Raw genomic sequence first — 21,634 nt, 5'->3', positions numbered from 1 at the left:
GTTGGTCGCAATGCGTCTTATGAGGCGTATGTGGCATTCAGGATGCTTGTGTCAGTTTTTGTCGTGGTCGGATCGTGTGCTTCGGTGGCGGAAGGTCCGTTCCCGGTTTTTACGCTTCCTGCGTGAGCAACAGGCCGGCCCCGGTCTGCAACCCCGCACCGATCCCCTTCAACGAGAGCTCACGCAGCCGCTCGCCGTCCACCACCCTGGCGAGCCCGTCGAAGTGGTATCGGGCCGGCCGGCCGCCCAGGTGCTTCCACCCCACCGAGGTCACCTCCAGCGCGCCGTCCAACCGCCGGTCCAGCCACGCCTCGAACCCCGACTCGGGAACCGGGACGCGCTTGCCGCTCTTGCCGTCCTCGCCACGCCGCTCCGTGGGGGCCGAGATCAGCTCCCACTCGACCGTCTCACCCGCCCGGTGCAGGGGCATCGGATGGAACGTGGCCGAGACCGCGCCGGGCAGTTTGCCCCAGGCAGGGGCGGTGTCGGAGCTGACCAGCAGCATGTCCGGGGCCAGCCGCGCCCACAGCACCCGGGCCTTCGCCTCCGGGTCGGGTTCGACGGCCCCGCGCACGGCCTTCCCCATCACCGTCCACTCCTGCATTCCGGTGGCGCGATACGGGTCGAGGCGGATGTTGGTCAGGTACAAGGAGATCCGTTCCGGTGTTCGTCCCCGCGGGGAACTCGTGGGGGCGAGGCCGTCCGACCCCGCCACGTCGACCCTCCACTCTAGAGGTCCGGACCGGCCGGGCCGGTTCGGGCCTGGAATGATCCCCGGATGGATCAGGAACCCGAATGCGCCGAATGCGGTGGCACCGTCGCCCCCGACGGGCACTGCTGGGACTGCGGCGCCGACCAGGAGGACTTCCACGCCCACGGGGAGCTCACCGTCGAAGGAGGCGCGGGGGTCACCGACCGGGGGCGTCGGCGTCGGGTCAACGCCGACGCCCTGGCCCTGACCGAAGCGGGCCCCTGGCGGATCGGGGTCGTCTGCGACGGGGTGTCCATGTCCCCCAGACCCGAACGCGCGGCCCGGCTCGCCGCCGACGTCGGCGCGCGGGTCCTGATCGAACGCCTGTCCGTCGGCGAAGTACCCGAGACCGCCTTGACCGACTCCGTCCACATCGCCGGGAGGGCGGTCACCGCGCTGGCCGGACCCGAACCCACCGCTCCGGCCTGTACCTACGTCGCGGGCGTGGTCGGGCCTTCGGGACTGTGGGTGACGTGGATCGGCGACAGCCGCGCCCACTGGCTCCCCGAACACGGACTCGGCCTACCGCTCACCCGTGACGACACCGCCGACTCCGGGGCCATCTCCGCCTGGCTGGGAGCCGACGCCGACCTCCCCGAACCGAGGACGCGCAGCCTCGTCCCGGGTGTTCCCGGAACGCTGCTGCTGAGCACAGACGGACTGACCCGCTACCTGCCCGACGCCGACGCCCTGCGCGACGCCATGCGGGCTTCGGAACCGCTGCGCGGAGCGCGGGCCCTGGTCGACCACGCCCTGTCCGCCGGCGGGCACGACAACGTCACCGCGCTCCTCCTGCGAGTCCCCGCACCACCGACGGAAAACTCTTTGTGAGCCCGGTTCCGATTCGGCGATAGTGGCCCGGACACGAACACCACCCCCAGGAGGTTCGAGCATGTCCACCCTTCGGGTGACCGCCGAGCGACTCACCATCCTTCCGCACCCCAACGCCGACGCCCTGGAACTGGCCAAGGTCGGCCTGTTCCACGCCGTCGTGCCCAAGGGCGCCTACCGGACCGGTGAGTGGGCGCTCTACATCCCGGAACAGGCCATCCTGCCCGAGGACCTCATCGACGAGCTCGGGCTGGCCGGCCGCCTCGCCGGTTCCAAGGCCGACCGGGTCAAGACCGTGCGGCTGCGCGGTCAGGTCTCCCAGGGCATCGTGTGCCGCCCCACGAGGCTGGCGGGCCGGGACCTGGCCGCCGAACACGAGGCCGGCACCGACTTCGCCGACGACCTCGGGGTCACCAAGTGGGTGCCGGAGGTACCCATCCACATGAGCGGCGACGTGCTGTCCGCGCCGGACCTCCTGCGCTGGATCGAGATCGAGAACGTCAAGCGCCATCCCGACGTCTTCGTGCCGGGGGAACCGGTCGTCGCCACGGAGAAGATCCACGGCACGGCCTGCCTGTACACGCTTGTGGCCGACACCGACGAGGAGTTCGTGTCCTCCAAGGGACAGGGCGGCAGAAGCCTCGCCCTGGTCGACGACGGCGAGAACCTGTACTGGAGGTCGGTGCGCGCCCACGCGGTCGGTGCGGCCGCGCGAGCGCTGGCCCGTCGGTTCGGTGCCCGCCGGGTGGGCGTGTTCGGTGAGGTGTTCGGCGCCGGGGTCCAGGACCTGAAGTACGGCGAGACCGCCCACGGAGACCGGCCCGGGTACGCGGTGTTCGACATCGCCCTGGACCTGGACGGCGAGCGGGTCTGGCTGGACGCCGTGGACCTGCGCGACGTGCTCACCGAGGTGGGCCTGCCGGTGGTACCCGTGCTGTACGAGGGGCCCTACGACGAGAAGGCGCTGTTCGAGGCGGCCGATGGCAAGGAGACCTGGAGCGGGAAGGAGACCAACATCCGTGAGGGTCTGGTGGTCCGACCGGCCCGTGAACGGTTCTCCGAGGTACTGGTGGGACGGACGATCGCCAAGTTCGTCTCCGACGTCTACCTGACCCGCAAGGGCGGTACCGAGTACGAGTGAGGCGGCCGGGGCCGACCGCCTCACCCGTCCACGTTCAGGGACGCTCCTCCCCGGCGGGGGCCGGGGAGGGCTCGGCCTCGGAGGTGGGGGACTCGTCGCGGTGCCGCCGCGACAGCAGGTACCCCGCCCCCAGCGTGATGGCGGACCCGATCGCGGTGTACCAGGTGAAGCCCACCAGCTCCGGCTCGAACAGGAACAGCCAGGCCATCGTCGCCACGGCCACCGCGAAGGCGATGGCGGCGTCGGCCTGCCGGGCCCGCCGAACCCACAGACCAAGGAAGAACGCGCCCAGCAGGCCGCCGTAGGTGATGCTGGCGACGGACAGTCCCAGTTCCACCACCGGGTTGTCGGTGCCGGTGAATATGGCGGCCGCCCCGATGAACACCAGCCCCCAGCCCAGGGTGAACAGACGGCTCATCCGCAGTGCTCTCCCGTCCTCCAAGCGGCGACGGGAGAACTTCTCGTACAGGTCGGCCATGGTCGAGGACGAGAGCGCCGACAACGACGACGACAGGGTGCTCATCGCGGCCGCCATGATCCCGGCCAGGAGCAGCCCCGACAGTCCCGCGGGCAGCCCCTCGGCGATGAACACCGGGAACAGTTCATCGGAGGTGCTCATCCCCAACTGTTCCACGGTGGCGCGCTCGAAGTAGGAGTACAGGGCCAACCCCACGGTGAGGAACAGCGCGAACTGGACGAACACCACCACGCCGCTGACGATCACGGCCTTCTGGGCGTCGCGCAGCGTGCGGCACCCCAGGAGCCGCTGCACGATGAGCTGGTCGGCGCCGTGGGATGCGGTGGAGAGCAGGGCGCCGCCCAGTACCGCGGTGACCGTGGCGTAGGGGGCGGAGATCGGGTTCGAGGTGAAGTCCAGGAACCTGGTCTTGCCCTCCTCCGCCGCGACCGTCAGGAAGTTCACGTCGAGACTGGTCGCGATGACGACCAGGGCCACCACACCACCGACGCAGTACAGGCCCATCTGGAGGACGTCCACCCAGACCACCGCGCGGATGCCGCCCACCAGGGTGTACAGGATGGTCACCACGCCCATGGCCGCGACGATCGTGAAGTAGGAGGCCTCCAGCCCGATCGAGTCCAGGATGATCTTCATCGGGATGGCCGCCGCGAACAGACGCACACCGTCGGCGAGCAGCCGGGTGAACAGGAAGGTGACCGAGGCGGTGGCCTGCATGCCTCGGCCGAAGCGCAGCCCGAGGTAGGCGTAGGCCGTGGTCATCTCACCCCGGTAGTACCGGGGCAGCAGCAGGTAGGCGACCACGATCCGACCGATCAGGTAGCCCACGGCGACCTGGAGGAAGGTGACGTCGCCCAGGTAGGCGACCCCGGGAACGCTGATCACGGTGAGCGCACTGGTCTCGGTGGCCACCACCGAAAGGCACACGGCCCACCAGGGCAGTTCACGGTTGCCGATGAAGTAGTCCTTGACGTCGCGTTGGCGACCGGACAGTTTCAGGCCCAACCAGGCCGAACACAACAGGTAGACGATGATGACGACGATGTCGACGGTCTGCACCGGCGGCTCCTCCGGGCGATCATGGTGCGGGATGGACACGACCGCGGGGGCGTGGCGGTCCGGGTCAGCCCCGGGCGGCCTCGATCCGAAGGCGCGCGGGTGCCTGTGTGACGGGTTCGGGAAGGCGCAGGGGCTCGGCGCCAGGGGTGAAACGACCTGCCACGGTCGAGCGGCGGGCTCCCGTGCAGCCGGTGACCACACCGGGGATCCCGTACCAACTCAGGAAACCGATCAGCGCGAAAAGGTACGCCTCCTTGGCGTCCCCGTCCACCCCGATCGCGTCGCTGAAGGTGAGCCGCGCCGGCTCCAGGTGGGCGGCCAGACGCTCCACCAACACGGGGTTGCGGGTGCCGCCACCGGAGGCGATCACCTCCCGCACCCCGTGCGGGCGCAGGGCGTCGGCGACGGTGGTCGCGGTGACCTCGACCAGCGTGGCGAGCAGGTCCCCGTCCTCGGGGCGGCCCACCTTGTGCAGCGCCTCCTCCAGGTAACCGGGGCCGAACAGCTCCAGCCCGGTGCTCTTGGGCGGGGCCAGCCGGTAGTAGGGCTCGGCGAGCAGGTACCCCGACAGCTCCGGATCGGGGGTCCCGGTCCGGGCGAGCGCGCCGTCGACGTCGAGGTCGCGCTCTCCGTCGCTGATCAGACGCATCGCGGCGTCGAGCAGGGCATTGGCGGGCCCGGTGTCGAAGGCCAAGGGTGGGGCTCCCTCGCGCACCACGGTCACGTTGGCGATGCCGCCCAGGTTGAGCGCCGCCGTGGGCTCGTCTCGGTCACCCAGCAACAGGGTGTCCATGACGGCGGCCAACGGTGCGCCCTGACCGCCCGCGGCCACGTCCGCCGAGCGCAGGTCGGACACCACGGGAAGCCCGGTGGCCTCGGCGATCCAGGCCGGTTGACCCATCTGGAGGGTGCCGTGCACGGTGGAGCCGGTGACCCAGTGGAAGAGTGTCTGCCCGTGGGAGACGACCAGGTCGGCGCGGCCACCGCAGAAGGTCCGTATGGCCTCCGACGCCGCCTCGCCGAACTCCTGGCCGATGCGGGCGTCGATCTGGCACACCGTCTCCAGCGTGGTGTTCGCCGGTGGCAGCGCCGCGCGGATCTGCCACCGCAGCGCGGTCGAGTAGGGGCGGGTGAGGTGGCCCAACGGGGTCAGCCGGACCAGGTCGCCGTCCAGTTCGAGCCGGGCGGCGGCGGCGTCGATGCCGTCGGCCGAGGTACCGGAGGACACGCCGATGACGATCATGGTGCTCCTGCTTCGGGGAGATAGGGGGTGTTCGGTGCCGCTCGCGGCCCCGACGCCGGCCCGGACCGTTCGGAGAACTCACCGTGTGCCACCGATATACCGTCCGTCGCGGGTGCGTCAACCTTTTTCGGGACTCGGCCGACGAACGGTGTGCGGACGTCCCGCGAGTCGATCGGTACGTCGTCCGATGGCGGCGGGATGACCAGGCTCACAGCAGCGGTTCGCGATCCGAATTGCATGTTCATTCATAAGGGTGCATGCTTATATTCATGTCCAAGGTACTCACTTCCCTCCCCGCCGGCGAGCGCGTCGGAATCGCCTTCTCCGGAGGCCTCGACACCTCTGTCGCGGTCGCGTGGATGCGCGAGAAGGGTGCCGTCCCGTGCACCTACACCGCTCACATCGGCCAGTACGACGAGCCCGACATCGAGTCGGTGCCCGGCCGCGCCACCGCCTACGGGGCGGAGATCACCCGCCTGGTCGACGGCCGTGACGCCCTGGTCGAGGAGGGTCTGGCCGCCTTGGCCTGCGGCGCCTTCCACATCCGTTCGGGTGGTCGCCCCTACTTCAACACCACGCCCCTGGGCCGCGCCGTCACCGGCACCCTGCTGGTCCGCGCGATGCTTGAGGACGGCGTGCAGATCTGGGGCGACGGCTCCACCTACAAGGGCAACGACATCGAGCGGTTCTACCGCTACGGCCTGCTCGCCAACCCGTCCCTGCGCATCTACAAGCCGTGGCTGGACGCCGACTTCGTCAACGAGCTCGGTGGCCGCAAGGAGATGTCGGAGTGGCTGGTCGAGCGCGACCTGCCCTACCGGGACAGCACCGAGAAGGCCTACTCCACCGACGCCAACATCTGGGGCGCCACCCACGAGGCCAAGTCGCTGGAGCACCTCGACACCGGCATCGAGATCGTCGACCCCATCATGGGCGTCCGTTTCTGGGACCCCGAGGTCGAGATCGCCCCCGAGGACGTCACCATCACCTTCGACAAGGGGCGCCCGGTCGCCATCAACGGCAAGTCCTTCGACTCCGCCGTCGACCTGGTCCTGGAGGCCAACGCCATCGGTGGCCGCCACGGTCTGGGCATGTCCGACCAGATCGAGAACCGCATCATCGAGGCCAAGAGTCGCGGTATCTACGAGGCTCCCGGCATGGCGCTGCTGCACGCCGCCTACGAGCGTCTCGTCAACGCCATCCACAACGAGGACACCATCGCCGCCTACCACAACGATGGTCGCCGCCTGGGTCGCCTCATGTACGAGGGCCGCTGGCTGGAGCCGCAGGCCCTGATGATCCGCGAGTCCCTCCAGCGCTGGGTCGGTACGGCCGTCACCGGCGAGGTCACCCTGCGGCTGCGTCGCGGTGAGGACTACTCGATCATGGACACCACCGGCCCGGCGTTCAGCTACCACCCGGACAAGCTGTCCATGGAGCGCACCGAGGACTCCGCGTTCGGCCCCGGCGACCGCATCGGCCAGCTGACCATGCGCAACCTCGACATCGCCGACTCTCGCGCCAAGCTGGAGGACTACTCCAGGCTCGGCATGGTCGGCAGTGAGCACCCGACGACGATCGGCGCCGCCCAGGCGGCCTCGACCGGCCTCATCGGCTCGATGCCCGAGGGCGGCGCGGAGGCCATCGCCTCGCGCGGTGCGGTCGACGAGGACGAGTGGCTCGACCACGCGGCCATGGAGTCCGGTACCGACTAGGTCTCCCCCTTGCCCGAACACGGTCGGCCGCCCCGAAGACGACGGGGCGGCCGACCGTTGTCCGGTGGGGTCGGCGGGATTCCCGAGGCAAGATGGAAACATCCCATAACTTGACTGACTCCAGAAAACGCTGCACACTGGGAGTATGCCAACCCCTTCGGATTTCGAGCACATGCTGCGCGAGTCCGCTCTGCGGGTGACGGGCCCTCGGATAGCTGTGCTCTCCGCCGTGCACGACAACCCGCACGCGGACACGGAGTCGATCATCGACGTCGTGCGAGGAAGACTCGGTACGGTCTCCAACCAGGCGGTCTACGACGTTCTCAAAGCCCTGACCTCCTCTGGCCTGGTGCGACGCATCCAGCCCCAAGGCACGGTCTCGCGTTACGAGACACGAGTCGGGGACAATCACCACCACGTCGTGTGTCGCTCGTGCGGCGCCATCGCCGACGTCGAGTGCGCCGTCGGCCACGCACCCTGCCTCACCGCCTCCGGCGGCCACGGTTTCGCCATCGACGAGGCCGAGGTCGTCTACTGGGGCGTGTGCGGCGAGTGCTCCTCGACAGAGGTTTCCTGAGCGTTCCCGCCGGTCGGGCGGATGTCGCCCAGGTGGGCCGAGCACAGGTCCGGTTCGACGCCACCTAACGTCCGGTGGTGGTCGCCGGAGCCCGGGAGGCGGCCCGGCGGGCGATCACCGCGCAGACGAACAGTTGGATCAGGTGGAAGATCATCAACGGCAGCACGTACATCCCCACCTGTTCCGACGGGAACAGCAGGATGGCCATGGGAAGCCCGCTCACCTGACTCTTCTTCGAGCCGCAGAACATCAGGACGATCCGGTCTGCCCGTTCCATCCGCAGCACGTGGCCCAGTCCGGTGAACAGGGCGAGCACGATCGCCAGGAGCACACACGAGACCAGGACGACCATGAGCAGCTGCGTGGGTGGAACGACCTGCCACAACCCCTGAGTCACACCGACGCTGAACGCCGCGTACACCACCAACAGCACCGACCCCTGGTCGACCACCGACACCGCGCGAGAGTGCTCCTTCAACCACGGCCCGATCCGTCGGTGTAGCAGCTGACCGGCGACGAAGGGCACCACGAGCTGCCCGAAGATCCCGAGCAACGACTCCGGGGTGATCTCCACCGCCGACCCCAAAAGGAACGCGGCCAGCAGCGGGGTCAACACCACTCCGAGCACGTTGGAGATCGACGCCGAACTCACCGCCAACGCCACGTTGCCACGGGCGATCGAGGTGAACGCGATGGAGGACTGCACGGTCGACGGCAGGACGCACAGGAACAGGAAACCCGTGGCCATCACCGGGTTCAGCACCGAGGACGGCAACGCCGCGATCCCCAGGCCGAGCAGAGGGAAGACCAGGAACGTGCAGGCCAGCACGAGCAACTGGAAGCCCCAACGGGAGAACCCTTGCCGGGTCTGCGCGGGAGAGAGCTTGGCCCCGTGCAGGAAGAACAGCAGGCAGATCGCCACGACCGTGATGTGGTCCAAGGCATCCGCCGCCACACCACGCGCCGGCGCGAACGTCGCCACCACGGGCAACAGCAGCAACAGCAGCAGGAACGGGTCGATGGCGCGGCGCAGACGGGAGAGCATGTTTCCACTCTCCCGGCCGAATGGTCATTCGGAAACAGGGATACCGTACTGACTGTATTCAGCTAACGTGATGACCATGCGCGACGAACTCGACCTGGTGCGGGTACGCACCTTCGTCACGGTGGCCGGACAGCTCAGTTTCTCCGGGGCGGCACGGCGACTCGGCCTGAGCCAGTCCGCGGTGAGCCAACACGTACGGCGCCTGGAGACCACGCTCGGGCGGACGCTGCTGGAGCGCGACACCCACGCCGTGCGCCTGACGGCGGCCGGAGAGGCCTTCCTGGGATACGCCCAACGCATCCTCGACCTGAGCGACGAGGCGATCGGCGCCGTGGTCTCCTCCGAGCCGCGCGGACGCGTGCGGTTCGGTGTCTCCGAGGACTTCGCCCTGACCCGCCTACCGGACTTCCTGCGCCGCTTCCGCGCGCTCCACCCGTACGTCGACCTGGAGTTCACCGTCGAGCTCAGCGTGACGTTGCACCGCCGACTGCGGGCCGGGGAACTCGACGCCGTACTCGCCATGCGCCTGAACGCCACCACGGGTGTGGACGCCTTTCGGCCACGAATCCTGTTCCACGACCCGTTGGTGTGGGTCTCGGCCCCCGACGTCCGCATCGACGAGGACGAGCCGGTCCCGTTGGTGCTCTACCCCAGACCCAGCCTGACCCGCGACGCCGCGCTGGACACCCTGATGTCCGCCGGACGCGCACATCGGGTGACCTGCACTTCGGGGAGCCTGAGCGGACTCCGCGCCGCGGCCCTCGCCGGCATCGGCGTCATGCCGTTCGCGCGCTCCCTCATCCCGGACGGGTTGGTCCACCGAGACCACGGACTGCCCGATCTACCCGAGACGGCCTTCGTACTGATGACCCGAGGCACCACGTTCCCTCCAGCCGTGCGGGCTCTCGTCGAAGCACTCCAGGACGACCACCGCGTACTGCGGGGCGATGGGGAAGGGGCCGCGCTCAGGGGCGGGGACCTCCAGTGACCTCCTCCGCCAGCGTGACGGCGTCGCCCTCCTCGACCGGCCGTAGAGAGCCGACCAGCGCGCGCAGCTCCGTCAGGTCGGCGCCCTCCCATGATTCGATCTCGACGAAGACACCCGGCAGCCATTCCAGCCGTACGAGGAGATCGAGGTGGCCCGAGTGGCTCTCCTTCTCCTCGACGAGCATGACGGTGTGCCCGGCCTCCTCGACCTCTTCACAGACGTGGCGATCGATGGCCGACCACTCCTCGGATTCCAACAGGGCGGCCCGGTCCGGGTACTCGGAGACCGTCAGCACCACCTTGTCGAACGCTTCCCGTTCGTCCTGGACGACCAAGGCCCAGTCCATCGCGATTCGCAGGACGACCACCACGACGACGATCGCACCGGCCCACCGAAACCCCCGATCGTCGCTCAACACGAACGTGATCGGTACGGCGAAGGCGAGGAACGCGGTGGTGACGAAGGCCGGGATGACCGGGTCGGGCTCGGGAGGGGGATCCTCTTAGACGGCGCCGATCCCGACGAACATCGCGGTGAGCCCGGGAACCAACAAGAGCAGGAACATGTACGACACTCCACCGATGAGTAGGGCGGCGATCGGACTACACCCGAAGGGCGGGCTGGAATCGTCGAGTGAGCCGGTGGAGGCGGGGGAGCCCACGGTGCGGTGACCTCTCCTGCGGAGACGCGGGGTGAGTGGGTGGCCGCACCTTGGGACGCGCGGACCGACCCGTCGGGTTCCGCTTCATCCCAACGACCAACGAAGGGCCGGCCCGAGAGTTCGGGCCGGCCCTTGTACGTCTGCGCGGGGTATGGGGTAAGTGGTTCGGGGCGTGGGGTCAGCGTTTGCCCGCACGCAGGTCGCGCACGGTTCCACGGATGCTGTCCTTGAAGTTCGAGGTGCGCCGGATGGCCTTTCCCTTGAACTGTTCGAAACGGCCACGGGAGCGCATCCGGGAGTTCCCCGTCGCCCGCCCGGCCAGTTCCCTGACCCTGCCGCGTATCTGGGTGGCATTACCCCTGAGTTTCTCCGACCGGCTCATGAGCCCTCCTCCTGAAGGATCGGTGGCGTCGCTTGCCTGTCTCACTCGGGTACCTGCCACTTCTGTGGGATTTCATGCGGACATGCCCTGGAGAAATCGACGTGGCATGGAGCACACTCACGCCTCGTTCGTGGACCAAGCCATTGGCATGATCGGAGGATCGAAATGGAACCCAAGCGCCTGAACTGCGCGGTTATCCGATAGAGGAACAATGGGTTGTTCGGGGATTTCCTCGAAGGGCCGGAGAGATCTCCGGCTTGGAGGAATGGGCATCGGGGCTTTGGTGGTGGGGGTGTTGGGTGTTGCTCGGGTGGTTGGTCGGGCCCCTGCCCGAGGCGCCCCACGCACTGACCTTTCACCCACAACCTCGCCCTGAACTTCTGCTTGTCGCGATCTTCTTTCGCTCTTCCTCCTCCTCACCCCCTCCCCACCTCCGCCCCCTCCGCGCCACCCCCGAGCTCCGCGTTTCCCGAGGCTTCCCGCTGATTTCACCGCTTCCACATCGCTCGATGAGCTCGCCGTGTTCACGAGCGCGGAGAATGCGAGGTCCAGCGGTTCACGTGCGATCGAGCCTGTCGGCTGCGTCGATGCGGGTGACATGTTTGGATGGTTCTTTGGGCGGGCTCGGGGATGACTCCATGAACGGGGGTGTTCTACCGACCTTCGGTGGTCGCCCGCTCCGCCGCGACGTCGTAGTGATTCAGGGGGGAACGGTGCGCGTCATCCTGGTCGTGCTCGGTGTGTTCGCGATGTTCGCACTGGCCCTCTGGGCGCTGCTTTGGTGGCCGCTCAGCCTCGTCGAGTGGTGCTTCGTGACCCTCGCCGGTGTGGGGCTGGTGTGGGTCACCGCCGGGCTCATCTGGGAACGCCCCCGAAGACACTGAGCTTCGCAGGCGGACACTGGGCCTCCGAGGTTGTTTCAGGGTGTCTAGAGGAGTCCGGTGAGAAGTGGGTGCCGGTCTGCGGTGGTGGCGGTGGTCAAGTAGGACGTGTTGGTGTGGGCCGTGTCCCCTGAGGAGTGTCGGCGGCGCAGTTCGGTGCGGGCGAACAGGGTCACCAGCCCGTTGAGAAGTCCGATGGTCTCCAAGCGGGCCGATCGGGACAACGACGTCGGTTCCAGTACCTGCAGGGCCCGCACCAGGTAGTCCATGCGCCGGGGACCCACGGTGGGTTCCGCGGGGCATGTCGAGCATCCAAGGGTGGCGCAGGTACACCTGTTTCTGGCGCCCGGCGAGCGTCGCCAAGTCCTCGACAGGGTCTCCGCTCGACTGGACGTCCAGGTCGATCTCGCCACTGACGGCGTCGGCCACGACATCCCCGGGCCGGTGAGGCACGGGGTCGCCGCGGAGATACGTGCTCTGGCCGATCACGCGCCGGGCCCGGTCGGGCCACGGTGACGGCTCATGTCTCCTCCCGGTGAATCTCCTCCCGGCGAAAGAGGAACAGCCCGTACCCGGCTTCGGAATCCACCCACTGGGCCCGCGGGGTGAAACCGTGAGCCCCCACTTCGTCGGCCAACCCCCGTTCATCGAACTTCACCGAGTAGCCGACGTTGACGAACCGACCGCGCGGCAGATCCAGCGTGATCCCGAGTCCTGGCACGTGCACCGTCCGATCGGCCCGCGCGCGCAGGCGCCCCTCCACGGTGGAGGTCTCCGGGTTGTACCAAGCCTCCGGGACGAAGTCGTCGAGCACGAAGTCGGCGCCGTAGCGTTCGTTGAGCCGGGTGAGGTAGTTGAGTCGGAAGTCGGCGAAGGCCGAGTGTCCGGGTGGATCGTTGTAACAGGTCTCCAGGGCCTCCCCGCCCTTGTCCAGGTCGACGGAGACGAGGAAGCTCTCACCCGGCCTCAGACAGCGCGCGATCTCTCCGGTCAGCCCATCACGTTCCTCCCGTGTGGCGTTACCGAAGCTGCTTCCGAGGAAGACGACCGAGAGTGGTTCACCGGGGCGGGTGCGCAACCACTCCAGCCCTGCCTCGTAACGCCCCCACAGACCCGTGACGGCCAAACCGTCCAACTCCGAGCGCAACGTCGCGGCGCTGGAACGCAGCATGCCCTCGTCGACGTCGATCGGTAGATAGGTGGTCGGGCGCAGCCGTACGCGGTTCTCCAACAGCAATCGCGTCTTCTTCGCGCTGCCACTGCCCAGTTCCGCGATCCGCCCGCAGCCGAGTGCCGCGGCGATCTCCTGTGCGTGGTGCTCCAGAAGGCCGCGTTCGACCCGGGTCAGGTAGTAGGTGGGCAGCTCGGTGATCTGTTCGAAGAACCGGGAGCCGACCGCGTCGTAGCCGAGCCAGGGCGGCAACCGAGGCGGTGTCCCCCGCAGGGCGTCGCGCACGACGGTGTCCTCCGGCACGGCGTCGCCAGGGTCTGGGAGCCGGACGACGCCGGTCCGCGTCTCCGATGGTTCGGCGAACGTCATGGGGTCTTCACTCCCGCCTCGGGGCGGAAACTCGACTCACCACGGCGCCAACGCTGGAACAGGTACTCCTCCAGCCGGCCGGCCAGGAACAGACTGCTACGGATCCCGAAGACGACGTCGGCGGTCAGTTCGGGCTCCGCCTGGAGCAGTGGCGTGATCACCTCACGACGGATGAGCTGCTCATGCACCGCGTCGGCCTCCACGTGTTCGGCGTAGAAGCGGATGGCCGCCGGACCGCAGCCCAGCTTCCGCATGGCCTTGACCAGACGGTCCGAGCCGGGGGACGAGGTGAGTTCGACGGTGGCGAACTGCCCGATCAGCGCCGCGCGCAATCCACGGTGCAGCCCGCACAAGGACATGAAGTTGACCTCGGCCAGCATCGCGGGGGGAGCAGAGTCGACGTAGGCGCCGTAGACGTCGGAGAGACCGAGTTCGGCCATCATGTCGGCGAAGAGCTTCGAGTGCGTCCGCTCGGGGTCGCCGGCGCCGTACTCGTCGTGCTGCACCGTCACCAAGGCGGCTTTGGGCGGACCGTCCAGGCGCGGGACGACGAAGGTCTGCGGGTCGGCCTCCTTCAAGTGGTAGAGCGAACGGTGAGCGATGTACTCCCGCAGCTGCCACAATTCCCCGCGCCGGCGTAGATAGTGGGAGATGCCGAACGCGTCGAGGTTCTCCACGAGGAGTCCGTTGAGCTCGTCGTCGATGTCCGTGCCGGTGGGCACGTCGTGCCTGAGCGCGTTGAGGAAAGCCCCCTCCAACTCGGCGCGGACCGCCAACAACGCGGGATCCCATTCACGGTCGTCGTCGACTCCGTCGAAACCACGGTAGTGAAGTTCGTAGCAGCAGTAGAGCGCCAGTTGAAGGTCGTCTCCATAGGGCGCGGAACCTTCCACCGCGGGAACCTCGTTCGGGTTTCCACGTAGTGCGGACAGAACCCCCTCCGAGATGGGGCCGCGAGGGGCCGGAAGCGTCGGCGCCCTCGACCTCGTCGTGGTCATGATGTGTTCTCCTTCCCCTCTTCGTCACGTACACGTCGACGGTGGCTGGTGTCGCAGAACGGGCGGCGTCCACTGCGGCCGCACGCGCACAACGCGGTGACCGCTCGGTCGCTGAGCACACGTGTTCCATCCGACATCTCCACGTCGACCGGGCCGTAGACGAGGATCGGACCCTCGTCGGTGACGATGACCCGGCGACGGGACTCAGCCATGGCACGCCTCGATGACCACGAGTTCCTCCTCCGTCTGGTCGGGGCCGAGCAACCCTCGGGTACGCAGTTCCGGGACGCGCGTTCGTAACACCGGCCCGAACGGGATGCGGGCTCGTGCCAGAACCTCCGTCACCAGCCCGGCCTCCGCGAGCCGGTCCAAGGTGGCCTGTTCGTCGGAGAGGGTGGACTGCACGAGGAGGAGCGCGCCGTCCTCGCTGAGCACCGAGGACACCCCCGAACAGATGCGGTTCAGCAGGACCCGACCGTCCGGTCCCGCGTCCCAGCACCTCGCGGCCCGGTGCCGGGACGGCATCGGACCGACACCGGGTACGTAGGGCGGATTGGCGAGCACGAGGTCGAAGCGACGCGCGGCCACGGGGGCGAACAGGTCGCCGCGCCGGACCGTCGCCGAGATCCCGTGGATACGGCTGTTGAGCCAGCTCGCCACGACCGAGCGTAGGGACAGGTCGATCGCGGTGAGGCTGGTCGCCCCGGCGCGGAAGGCCTCGATGCCGAGGGCACCGGTGCCCGATCCGACATCGAGAACCGAACGGCCGGAGAGCCGGCCGCGCCGACGCAATACGTGACGTAGTAACGAGGTGTCCTCTTGCGCTCGGTAGACACCAGGAGGTCTCACCAACAACATGGCTGTACCACTACCCGACCGGGAACCGGACAATCGTTCCCTTGGGGCGCCTCACCGAGCTCGGTCTCCTTCAGAGACGGTCGACCAGGATCCGTCCATCGGTGGTGTGCTGTCCGGCCAGGCCACCGCCGTAATTGGCTTCGACCCGCGAACGTTCGGCGTCGTTGGGCGAGGAGACGGTGCAGTCCACGCCACCGGTGGAGCCCGACATCAGCGAGGAACAGGGGCCGGGCTTGGCGTCGGGCAGGCCCAGGCTGTGGCCGAGCTCGTGCGCGGCGATGCGCACGGCGTCGTAGCCTTCGGCGGTGCCCTGGCGGCCCATCCAGACGGTGACCTGCCCGCCCGGACGCACCGGGCCCAGGTGGGCGCGGGGCCAGTCGTCGTCGGCGATGATCAGGATCTCCGAGTGCTGTCCGTCGGAGGCGGGTTCCAGGCGCACGTTGTCGACGCTGGAGTTCCACACGTCCACGGCCGATGAGACGGCGGAGGTGTACTCCGCGGCCTGGCTGTCGTCGTAGTACAGGACGGTCTCGTTCGCGGCCATGGCCGGCGCGGTGCCCACCAGCATCAGTGTCAGCGCGCTCAGTGCGAACAGCGGGGAAGTGAGGATACGTCTCAGCACGGGGGTCTCCCTGGGGTGAAGGCGCCGATGTCGTCGGTGACCCTGTGGGGTCGGGGTGATGCTATGCGTAGCGTCGTATCGCCACAAGGAGTGCAGAGCCATCGATATCCGCCGGCGCCGAACGACTCCTGCCCCTGCGATCGGTGCTGCGCCACGCCACTGCCGAACAGGTCCGTCAGGTCGGCCTGCCCACCGAGTGGATGCGCGCCGCGTCGAAAACGGGTCACTCCACCGGCCTCCTCGACCACCGCGACGGTGGTGAACACCAAGAAAAAGTGACCGTCCTGACATCGAATGAGGCTCGGGTGAGGGGGTCTCGGGGGGAGGGGGAGGGAGGCACCGCGGGCCCGGCTTCCGCTGTGGGGCGGGCGATGCGGGGCGGATGTGCCGCGCATGCGATCCGGCCGAAAGGTTGCTCCGGCTCGGTGTTTTCTTTCTTACCTGGTCAGAGCGGCTACAGGCCTGGTCAAAGTGCTTGACCGTCACATAAGTTGCACTCATGAATTTTATCGAACTGATACCGAAGAGTGTGTTTACCGCAACCACGGGCCTGGTCCTGACCGGCGGGATCCTCCTTGGGGGCCCGAGCATCGCCTCCGCCGAGGACAACAAGGACTCCGACAACCCTGAGAAGGGATGCGTGGCGCTGAGCTCCGAGGAGAGCGGCGAGGAGTACACCGAGGACGACAAGGCGGCCGCCGAAGAGCTCAACGACAAGTTGAACGACGACATGGCCGGCAGCATGGACGGACACCGTGCCTCCTGTGCCCGTGCGGTCGTGGAGACCGCGAAGGAACGCGGACTCGACGAGCAGGCGGCCGCCATCGCGATGTCGACGGTCATCGTCGAGACCCACCTGGACAACCTCACCGGCGGCGACCGCGACAGCGTCGGCCTCTACCAGCAGCGTGACCACTACGGTTCCTCGGACGACCGCCTCGACCCGGCCACGGCCACCGACGCCTTCTTCGACGAGCTGGAGGTCGTCTACCCGGACAACAGCTGGGAAGAGGCACCCCTTGGTGACGTCGCCCAGGACGTCCAGCGCTCGGCCTACCCCGACCGTTACGGGCACCAGGTCGAGGACGCCAAGATCCTCGTGGACCACTTCTGGTGATGGAACACCCAGCGGTCCCATGCCCGGTGAGCGGAGACGTCGGGGCGGGTCGACCGGTTCGGTCGAACAGGTGACCCACCCGACCCCGCCGAGAACGAGGGCACTCAGCCGGATCGCGTGAAGCAACGGGGGATGAAGGTCGTCCCCCCTTTCTCTTGGGGCGGAGTCGGTATCGATCATCCGATAAGCCCCCGACACACCCTTGACGGGTTCTGACAACTGCTTCCACCTGCGGCGACGCAGGTGGTTGACTTTTCCCGGTGCCGGCCACCCGAGCGCGATCACCAGCGCCTATCCGCCGCAGCGCCTTCGTCATGAACCCGTAAGGAGACCCATGTCCCTCGTGCGTGCCTACACGGCCACCTCGCCGAACGCGTCGCTGACGCCGGGCACCATCGAGCGCCGAGAAGTCGGCCCCCGGGACCTCCTCATCGACATCGCCTACGCCGGTGTCTGTCACACCGACATCCACGTGGCCCGAGGCGACTGGGGCGAGGTTCCCTACCCGCTGACCGTCGGGCACGAGATCGTCGGCACCGTCGCCGCGGTCGGGCCCCAGGTCACGCGACACCGGATCGGCGATCGAGTCGGAGTGGGCTGCATGGTCGACTCCTGCCGAGAGTGCGCCGACTGCCGGGCCGGTCAAGAGCAGTACTGCCGGCTCGGATGCACCGACACCTATGCGGGCCTCGACCGCGACGGCTCGATGACCCAGGGCGGCTATTCGGAGCGCATCGTGGTCGATGAGCACTTCGTGCTGCGCGTCCCCGACTCCATCCCGTTCGAGAGGGCCGCGCCGCTACTGTGCGCGGGGATCACCACCTACTCACCACTGCGCAAGTGGAACGCCGGCCCCGGCACGAAGGTCGCCGTGGTGGGCCTGGGCGGTCTGGGGCACATGGCGGTCAAGATCGCCCACGCTCTCGGAGCAGAGGTGTCGGTGCTCTCCCAGAACCTGAAGAAGTGGGAGGACGGCCTGAGGTTCGGCGCCGCCCACTACCACACCACCGACGACCCGGCCGTCTTCGAGCTGTTGGCCGGCACCTTCGACCTCGTCATCAACACGGCCGGCGCCTCCATCGACCTGAACGCCCACCTGAACCTGCTGGCGGTGGACGGCACACTCGTGAACTTGGGCGTCCCGTCCGAACCGGCATCGGTGAACGTGTTCGGTCTCATCCTCAACCGGCGTTCCCTCTCCGGGTCCAAGACCGGCGGGATCGCCCAGACCCAGGAGATGCTGGACTTCTGCGCCGAACACGGCATCGTCCCAGAGGCCGAGGTCATCTCCGTCGAGCAGGTCAACGAGGCCTGGGAGCGCGTCCTGGCCTCGGACGTGCGCTACCGGTTCGTCATCGACGTCGCCACCCTGCGCCGAGACCGACCACAGGATGCCAGGCCCGGGGTCCTTCGGTGATCTCCTCCGCCAAGGCGACGCCGTCACCTTCCCCCACCGGACGCAGCGGGCCCACCGAGAGGAGTCCACGGTGAGGCTCCCCCTCACGGAACGGCGCTGTGCGGCGGTGCGGTGCCGTGGAGCTCGGCCGCTGAGCGGACGAGTGAGGCGACCGCCGGTGAGCGGCTGTTCGGCGGCCACGCGATCACCGTGGTGACGTTCGGCGCGTCGATGACCGGCACAGCGACGTGATCGGGCCACTGCCAGGCACGGCTGGAGGCGGGGATGACGAGTAGCGTCCTGCCGAGCGCCACGAGCTGAGCGAGCTGTGACTGGGTGTGCACCTCCGGACCGGGCCCCTCCGGGTAGGACCCGTCGAGCCGGGGCCATCGAGCGATCGGTAGATCCGGTACATCGCTGACCTCCGCCAAGGTGAGCCGATCGTGTGAGGCGAGCGGGTGCCCCGAGGGAAGGAGCGCGACCTGGCCCTCGACCAAGAGATCCTCGGTGTCGAACCCCGCGAGATCGTCGAAGGGCCGGTGCATGAGTGCCACGTCGGCGCGCCCGTCGCGGAGCAGCCCGGCCTGCTCACCGACCTCACAAAGGAAGACCTCCACCGGTGCCGCGCCGGGTTCGCTCGCGATCGCGTCGAGGAGCCGCCGCAAGAGCGTATGAGACGCCCCTGCCTTCGTCACGAGCACGAGCGGCCGCTTCGAGTCCCCGGCACGCCGTGTCCGACGCCCGGCCGCGGTGATCCTCACCCACGAGTCGATCGATAACGGTGTCCGTGCCGGTCAACTCGGCTGCACCTCCGCGGCGACGAGCAGGACCGCACCTCTCTCAAGAGGTACGGTCCTGCTGATCAGCCGAGTCCTGCCGCTCACGGTGCTTCCCCATGCTCTGTGCCGCGGGCTCTGTCAAGAACTACGGCCACCCGTCGCCAAAGGATGGCGAACAGCACCAAAATGATGCGTCAGCGGAAAACCGCCTCCGTTGGTTCGGGGAGGATGAGCTCCTGCCACTGAGCGACTCCCTTGGAACGGATATTCGCGCGGGGACCGAATCGGATCCAGGCCAGCTCCCTCGCCCGGCGCCGGTCGAGTGCGAGCACACTGCGCGCGCCCGGCGCGAACGCCGCCGGCCGGTGCCGGGTGGCGGCGCGCAGCCGGCGCCAGCGCCGCGAATGCGCCCGATGGCTGCGCTCGGTCACCCGCCGCCCTCGGGTGTTCTGCCCCTCCCGGGCCTCCTGCGGAGTGGCGTCGATCATCAACACGTGCATCTCGTATCGGCGGAGTCGGCAGAGCAGGGCGAGCAGCACGCGGACCGGGCTTCGAGTCCCGCACTCGTGCACCACCACCGGGCCGCCACGCAACGCCGCGGCCATCCGGGCCAGGTGTAGTACGTGCACCACCCAGCGCCACAGTGGGTAGGGGACCCGACCGAGCAATGCTCCCAGGTGGTATCGCGACTGTAGCGAGTCGATCACCCGCACACCCTCCGCGGTGAGCACGGTCCGGCCCTCGTTTCCGCGGAGTCCGAACAGCCGCCGCAGCAGGGTGCTCTTCCCGGCCCCGGGTACCCCGGCGACCAGGACCAGCGACCGCCGGGGGTAGACCGCGCCGCGCACTGTCGCGTCATTCGCCGTGGGCACATACCGAGCCGGCCCTTGGAACATCTTCGGTAGCTCCTCAAAGCCGACCTTCGTGTCGGTGAGGCGCGGCCCCACCGTGGCCGCTTCACCAATGTCATGACGCTACCGGGCAACGACGATTCCGAGAAACGCAGGAGACACCAGAGGTGCGCAAGCGTCTGGGGGCGGGGACCGATGTACGGGAGGAAGCCCTCTGGGCGGTGTGTCCCAAGGCGTGGATTCAGGCGCGTCTCGGCTCAGCGCCCGGCCCGGCGCTCTCCACCCCCGTTCATTCCAAGCCCAGGATCCGCAGCGCCGCTTCGCTCCGCCGCTGGGGCTTTGCCGCGTGCCTGCCGTCGGAGCCCGGACACGGACGCCGTAGCCGCCGACGTCCGTCGGGCACTCGCCGAACGCGGCGCGCGCCTGGGCTGACCACGGCACCCGTCCCTTCCCTCCCAAGGCGGGCCCCTTCCCGGCTCTCCACCTCACTGGAGTGAACTGCTCCCCGGCACTCGACACCCGGCGTCCGCCTGTGTCCGGAGGTGACCCGTCAGACCTTCAGGTAGCGGCGCAGGGTGAGGAACGAGGTCACGGTGCACAGGAGCACACCGAGGACCATCGAGACGCCGATGACGGACAGCAGCGATGCCGTGCCCAAGGCCACGTCGAACTGGAACCACTCCTCGATCTGGGTGAGCAGCGTGAACCTGGTGGTCACGATGAACCCGGACGCGATCACACCACCGATGAAACCGGCGATGGCTCCTTCGAGGAGGAAGGGCAGCTGGATGTAGAAGTTCGACGCGCCGACCAGACGCATGATGCCGGTCTCCCGACGACGGCTGTAGGCCGACAGCCGGATGGTGTTGCCGATCAGCAGTGCGGCGGCGGCCAACTGCACGCCCGCGACCACCAGGGCGGCCCACTTGAGACCGTCGAGCAGACCGAAGAACTGTTCGAGAACGTCTTGGCCGTTGGAGACGGAGTCGACGCCGTCGGCCCCGTCCACGGCCGCGCGCACCGCGTCGTAGTGGTTCGGGTCGGTGAGCTGTACCCGGTAGTTGTCCGGGATGTCACCCTCCTCCGTGGCGTCCGCGAGCGCCTCGTTGGAGGAACCGACGCCCTCCTGGAAGTCGGCCCAGGCCTCGGCCGCGGTCAGGTAGCGGAAGTCCTCGACCTCCGATAGCGACCTGAGCCGGTCTTCGAGGGCTTCACGGTCGCCCTCGCCCGCGGCGCCGTTCTCTTGACAGGCCGAGGTCGGCGAGATGTCGTTGCACATGTAGATGGTCAGCGTGATCCGCTGGTCCCAGTAGTCGCGCATCTCGGCGACCTGTTGGTTGACCAGTAGACCGGCGCCGAACAAGGCGAGGGAGATGGCCACCGTCGTGATGACGGCGATGGTCATCGTCAGGTTGCGACGCAGGCCGATCCATGTCTCGGAGAGAACGAATTGTGCTCGCATGATCTGTTAAAGGTCCATCCTTCGGGGCTTCGCCATGCCGGTGGTCTCGGGGTCGCCGATCGACCGCCTGGCGACGAACAAGTCAGATGTCGGTACGCCTGGCCGTAGACGCCACTCATCTGGTCGCGCACTACCAAGCCCTCCTCAAGCTCGATCACACGCTTGCGCGTGGAGTCGACGATGGCGGCGTCGTGCGTCGCCATGACGACGGTCGTTCCCGTGCGGTTGATGCGGTCCGGCACTGTTCCGTGCCGGGTGT

Annotated in this window: 24 protein-coding genes and 1 pseudogene; 8 read left to right on the top strand and 17 right to left on the bottom strand. The window is 68.2% G+C overall.

The features are described 5' to 3' along the window. Positions 1–109: 109 nt before the first annotated feature. Positions 110–649 (bottom strand): type I-E CRISPR-associated protein Cas6/Cse3/CasE, encoded by a 540-nt coding sequence (locus tag ABZ717_RS11370; RefSeq protein WP_358508347.1) that lies wholly within the window; start codon positions 647–649, stop codon positions 110–112. Positions 650–778: 129 nt separating this feature from the next. Here ABZ717_RS11370 and ABZ717_RS11365 point away from each other — a divergent pair, with 129 nt between their 5' ends. Next, on the top strand, positions 779–1,582 hold the full coding sequence (locus ABZ717_RS11365; protein ID WP_358508345.1) for a protein phosphatase 2C domain-containing protein: 804 nt from the start codon (positions 779–781) through the stop codon (positions 1,580–1,582). Between the two features lie 61 nt (positions 1,583–1,643). Beyond that, complete coding sequence (locus tag ABZ717_RS11360; protein WP_358508343.1) at positions 1,644–2,723, top strand: RNA ligase (ATP); 1,080 nt, start codon at positions 1,644–1,646, stop codon at positions 2,721–2,723. A gap of 34 nt (positions 2,724–2,757) precedes the next feature. Here the strand turns inward: ABZ717_RS11360 and ABZ717_RS11355 are convergent, their stop codons facing one another. Beyond that, positions 2,758–4,260, bottom strand: a complete 1,503-nt coding sequence (locus ABZ717_RS11355) for a sodium:solute symporter (RefSeq protein ID WP_358508341.1) — start codon at positions 4,258–4,260, stop codon at positions 2,758–2,760. Between the two features lie 64 nt (positions 4,261–4,324). Further along, positions 4,325–5,503 carry an anhydro-N-acetylmuramic acid kinase gene (locus ABZ717_RS11350; RefSeq protein ID WP_358508339.1) on the bottom strand — a complete coding sequence of 393 codons (1,179 nt, stop codon included), beginning with the start codon at positions 5,501–5,503 and terminating at the stop codon, positions 4,325–4,327. A 269-nt stretch (positions 5,504–5,772) separates the two neighbouring features. On the opposite strand from ABZ717_RS11350, the gene argG reads away from it, so the two are divergent. Further along, on the top strand, positions 5,773–7,218 hold the full coding sequence (gene argG, locus ABZ717_RS11345; RefSeq protein WP_358508337.1) for an argininosuccinate synthase: 1,446 nt from the start codon (positions 5,773–5,775) through the stop codon (positions 7,216–7,218). Between the two features lie 145 nt (positions 7,219–7,363). Further along, positions 7,364–7,795 (top strand): Fur family transcriptional regulator, encoded by a 432-nt coding sequence (locus ABZ717_RS11340; protein ID WP_358508335.1) that lies wholly within the window; start codon positions 7,364–7,366, stop codon positions 7,793–7,795. 64 nt (positions 7,796–7,859) lie between these two features. Here the strand turns inward: ABZ717_RS11340 and ABZ717_RS11335 are convergent, their stop codons facing one another. Further along, positions 7,860–8,840, bottom strand: a complete 981-nt coding sequence (locus ABZ717_RS11335) for a bile acid:sodium symporter family protein (RefSeq protein WP_358508333.1) — start codon at positions 8,838–8,840, stop codon at positions 7,860–7,862. 76 nt (positions 8,841–8,916) lie between these two features. On the opposite strand from ABZ717_RS11335, the gene ABZ717_RS11330 reads away from it, so the two are divergent. After that, on the top strand, positions 8,917–9,828 hold the full coding sequence (locus ABZ717_RS11330; RefSeq protein WP_358508332.1) for a LysR substrate-binding domain-containing protein: 912 nt from the start codon (positions 8,917–8,919) through the stop codon (positions 9,826–9,828). On the opposite strand, the gene ABZ717_RS11325 is transcribed toward ABZ717_RS11330, so the two are convergent. From ABZ717_RS11325 to ABZ717_RS11315, 3 genes are all read right to left on the bottom strand, one after another. Continuing rightward, on the bottom strand, positions 9,806–10,243 hold the full coding sequence (locus tag ABZ717_RS11325; protein WP_358508330.1) for a hypothetical protein: 438 nt from the start codon (positions 10,241–10,243) through the stop codon (positions 9,806–9,808). The two genes, ABZ717_RS11330 and ABZ717_RS11325, sit on opposite strands and share 23 nt — an antisense overlap. A gap of 87 nt (positions 10,244–10,330) precedes the next feature. Continuing rightward, a complete protein-coding gene (locus ABZ717_RS11320; protein WP_358508328.1) occupies positions 10,331–10,489 on the bottom strand; it encodes a hypothetical protein in 159 nt (52 codons plus the stop codon). A 178-nt stretch (positions 10,490–10,667) separates the two neighbouring features. Further along, positions 10,668–10,871 carry a CsbD family protein gene (locus ABZ717_RS11315; protein ID WP_358508326.1) on the bottom strand — a complete coding sequence of 68 codons (204 nt, stop codon included), beginning with the start codon at positions 10,869–10,871 and terminating at the stop codon, positions 10,668–10,670. A 638-nt stretch (positions 10,872–11,509) separates the two neighbouring features. On the opposite strand from ABZ717_RS11315, the gene ABZ717_RS11310 reads away from it, so the two are divergent. Next, positions 11,510–11,755 carry a hypothetical protein gene (locus ABZ717_RS11310; RefSeq protein ID WP_358508324.1) on the top strand — a complete coding sequence of 82 codons (246 nt, stop codon included), beginning with the start codon at positions 11,510–11,512 and terminating at the stop codon, positions 11,753–11,755. Positions 11,756–11,799: 44 nt separating this feature from the next. Here ABZ717_RS11310 and ABZ717_RS11305 read toward each other — a convergent pair whose 3' ends face one another. From ABZ717_RS11305 to ABZ717_RS11280, 6 genes are all read right to left on the bottom strand, one after another. Continuing rightward, positions 11,800–12,036, bottom strand: coding sequence for a hypothetical protein (locus tag ABZ717_RS11305; protein WP_358508322.1), 237 nt, complete (start codon positions 12,034–12,036; stop codon positions 11,800–11,802). A 236-nt stretch (positions 12,037–12,272) separates the two neighbouring features. Next, positions 12,273–13,292 carry an L-histidine N(alpha)-methyltransferase gene (locus ABZ717_RS11300; protein ID WP_358508320.1) on the bottom strand — a complete coding sequence of 340 codons (1,020 nt, stop codon included), beginning with the start codon at positions 13,290–13,292 and terminating at the stop codon, positions 12,273–12,275. Further along, positions 13,289–14,290, bottom strand: coding sequence for an iron-containing redox enzyme family protein (locus ABZ717_RS11295; protein WP_358508318.1), 1,002 nt, complete (start codon positions 14,288–14,290; stop codon positions 13,289–13,291). Before ABZ717_RS11295 ends, ABZ717_RS11300 begins: the two co-directional genes overlap by 4 nt. Then, a complete protein-coding gene (locus ABZ717_RS11290) occupies positions 14,287–14,502 on the bottom strand; it encodes a CDGSH iron-sulfur domain-containing protein (RefSeq protein WP_358508316.1) in 216 nt (71 codons plus the stop codon). The genes ABZ717_RS11295 and ABZ717_RS11290 overlap by 4 nt, the downstream gene beginning before the upstream one ends. Then, the gene (locus ABZ717_RS11285) at positions 14,495–15,139 is read right to left on the bottom strand and encodes a HemK2/MTQ2 family protein methyltransferase (RefSeq protein WP_358508438.1); all 645 of its coding nucleotides are present in this window, start codon (positions 15,137–15,139) and stop codon (positions 14,495–14,497) included. The genes ABZ717_RS11290 and ABZ717_RS11285 overlap by 8 nt, the downstream gene beginning before the upstream one ends. 79 nt (positions 15,140–15,218) lie before the next feature. Further along, complete coding sequence (locus ABZ717_RS11280) at positions 15,219–15,770, bottom strand: snapalysin family zinc-dependent metalloprotease (RefSeq protein WP_358508314.1); 552 nt, start codon at positions 15,768–15,770, stop codon at positions 15,219–15,221. A 499-nt stretch (positions 15,771–16,269) separates the two neighbouring features. Between ABZ717_RS11280 and ABZ717_RS11275 the strand changes: the two genes are divergently transcribed. Continuing rightward, positions 16,270–16,887: a hypothetical protein gene (locus ABZ717_RS11275; protein WP_358508312.1), complete on the top strand. Its 618-nt coding sequence runs from the start codon at positions 16,270–16,272 to the stop codon at positions 16,885–16,887. Between the two features lie 334 nt (positions 16,888–17,221). After that, entirely contained in the window at positions 17,222–18,304 is a 1,083-nt protein-coding gene (locus tag ABZ717_RS11270) for an NAD(P)-dependent alcohol dehydrogenase (protein WP_358508310.1), read from the top strand. 83 nt (positions 18,305–18,387) lie between these two features. Here ABZ717_RS11270 and ABZ717_RS11265 read toward each other — a convergent pair whose 3' ends face one another. The 4 genes and pseudogenes from ABZ717_RS11265 to ABZ717_RS11250 all read right to left on the bottom strand — a co-directional run. Next, complete coding sequence (locus tag ABZ717_RS11265) at positions 18,388–18,978, bottom strand: LysR substrate-binding domain-containing protein (RefSeq protein WP_358508436.1); 591 nt, start codon at positions 18,976–18,978, stop codon at positions 18,388–18,390. A 278-nt stretch (positions 18,979–19,256) separates the two neighbouring features. Further along, entirely contained in the window at positions 19,257–19,958 is a 702-nt protein-coding gene (locus ABZ717_RS11260) for an AAA family ATPase (RefSeq protein WP_358508309.1), read from the bottom strand. 505 nt (positions 19,959–20,463) lie between these two features. Next, positions 20,464–21,375, bottom strand: coding sequence for a permease-like cell division protein FtsX (gene ftsX, locus ABZ717_RS11255; protein WP_358508308.1), 912 nt, complete (start codon positions 21,373–21,375; stop codon positions 20,464–20,466). An 86-nt stretch (positions 21,376–21,461) separates the two neighbouring features. Next, positions 21,462–21,611: pseudogene (locus ABZ717_RS11250) on the bottom strand (cell division ATP-binding protein FtsE); the annotation flags it as partial. Between the last annotated feature and the right edge of the window lie 23 nt (positions 21,612–21,634).

Origin of the sequence: Nocardiopsis sp. NPDC006832, assembly GCF_040635885.1 — a bacterium.
Classification (GTDB): domain Bacteria; phylum Actinomycetota; class Actinomycetes; order Streptosporangiales; family Streptosporangiaceae; genus Nocardiopsis.
Note: the sequence above shows the minus strand (reverse complement) of the source record. Positions and strands in the feature narration are given on the sequence as shown.

Coding starts and splice junctions, on each gene's coding strand:
- ABZ717_RS11365 (WP_358508345.1), top strand. CDS start 779: ATGGATCAGGAACCCGAATGCGCCGAATGCGGTGGCACCGTCGCCCCC.
- ABZ717_RS11360 (WP_358508343.1), top strand. CDS start 1,644: ATGTCCACCCTTCGGGTGACCGCCGAGCGACTCACCATCCTTCCGCAC.
- ABZ717_RS11350 (WP_358508339.1), bottom strand. CDS start 5,503: ATGATCGTCATCGGCGTGTCCTCCGGTACCTCGGCCGACGGCATCGAC.
- argG (WP_358508337.1), top strand. CDS start 5,773: ATGTCCAAGGTACTCACTTCCCTCCCCGCCGGCGAGCGCGTCGGAATC.
- ABZ717_RS11340 (WP_358508335.1), top strand. CDS start 7,364: ATGCCAACCCCTTCGGATTTCGAGCACATGCTGCGCGAGTCCGCTCTG.
- ABZ717_RS11335 (WP_358508333.1), bottom strand. CDS start 8,840: ATGCTCTCCCGTCTGCGCCGCGCCATCGACCCGTTCCTGCTGCTGTTG.
- ABZ717_RS11330 (WP_358508332.1), top strand. CDS start 8,917: ATGCGCGACGAACTCGACCTGGTGCGGGTACGCACCTTCGTCACGGTG.
- ABZ717_RS11315 (WP_358508326.1), bottom strand. CDS start 10,871: ATGAGCCGGTCGGAGAAACTCAGGGGTAATGCCACCCAGATACGCGGC.
- ABZ717_RS11310 (WP_358508324.1), top strand. CDS start 11,510: ATGAACGGGGGTGTTCTACCGACCTTCGGTGGTCGCCCGCTCCGCCGC.
- ABZ717_RS11300 (WP_358508320.1), bottom strand. CDS start 13,292: ATGACGTTCGCCGAACCATCGGAGACGCGGACCGGCGTCGTCCGGCTC.
- ABZ717_RS11295 (WP_358508318.1), bottom strand. CDS start 14,290: ATGACCACGACGAGGTCGAGGGCGCCGACGCTTCCGGCCCCTCGCGGC.
- ABZ717_RS11290 (WP_358508316.1), bottom strand. CDS start 14,502: ATGGCTGAGTCCCGTCGCCGGGTCATCGTCACCGACGAGGGTCCGATC.
- ABZ717_RS11275 (WP_358508312.1), top strand. CDS start 16,270: ATGAATTTTATCGAACTGATACCGAAGAGTGTGTTTACCGCAACCACG.
- ABZ717_RS11270 (WP_358508310.1), top strand. CDS start 17,222: ATGTCCCTCGTGCGTGCCTACACGGCCACCTCGCCGAACGCGTCGCTG.
- ABZ717_RS11260 (WP_358508309.1), bottom strand. CDS start 19,958: ATGTTCCAAGGGCCGGCTCGGTATGTGCCCACGGCGAATGACGCGACA.
- ftsX (WP_358508308.1), bottom strand. CDS start 21,375: ATGCGAGCACAATTCGTTCTCTCCGAGACATGGATCGGCCTGCGTCGC.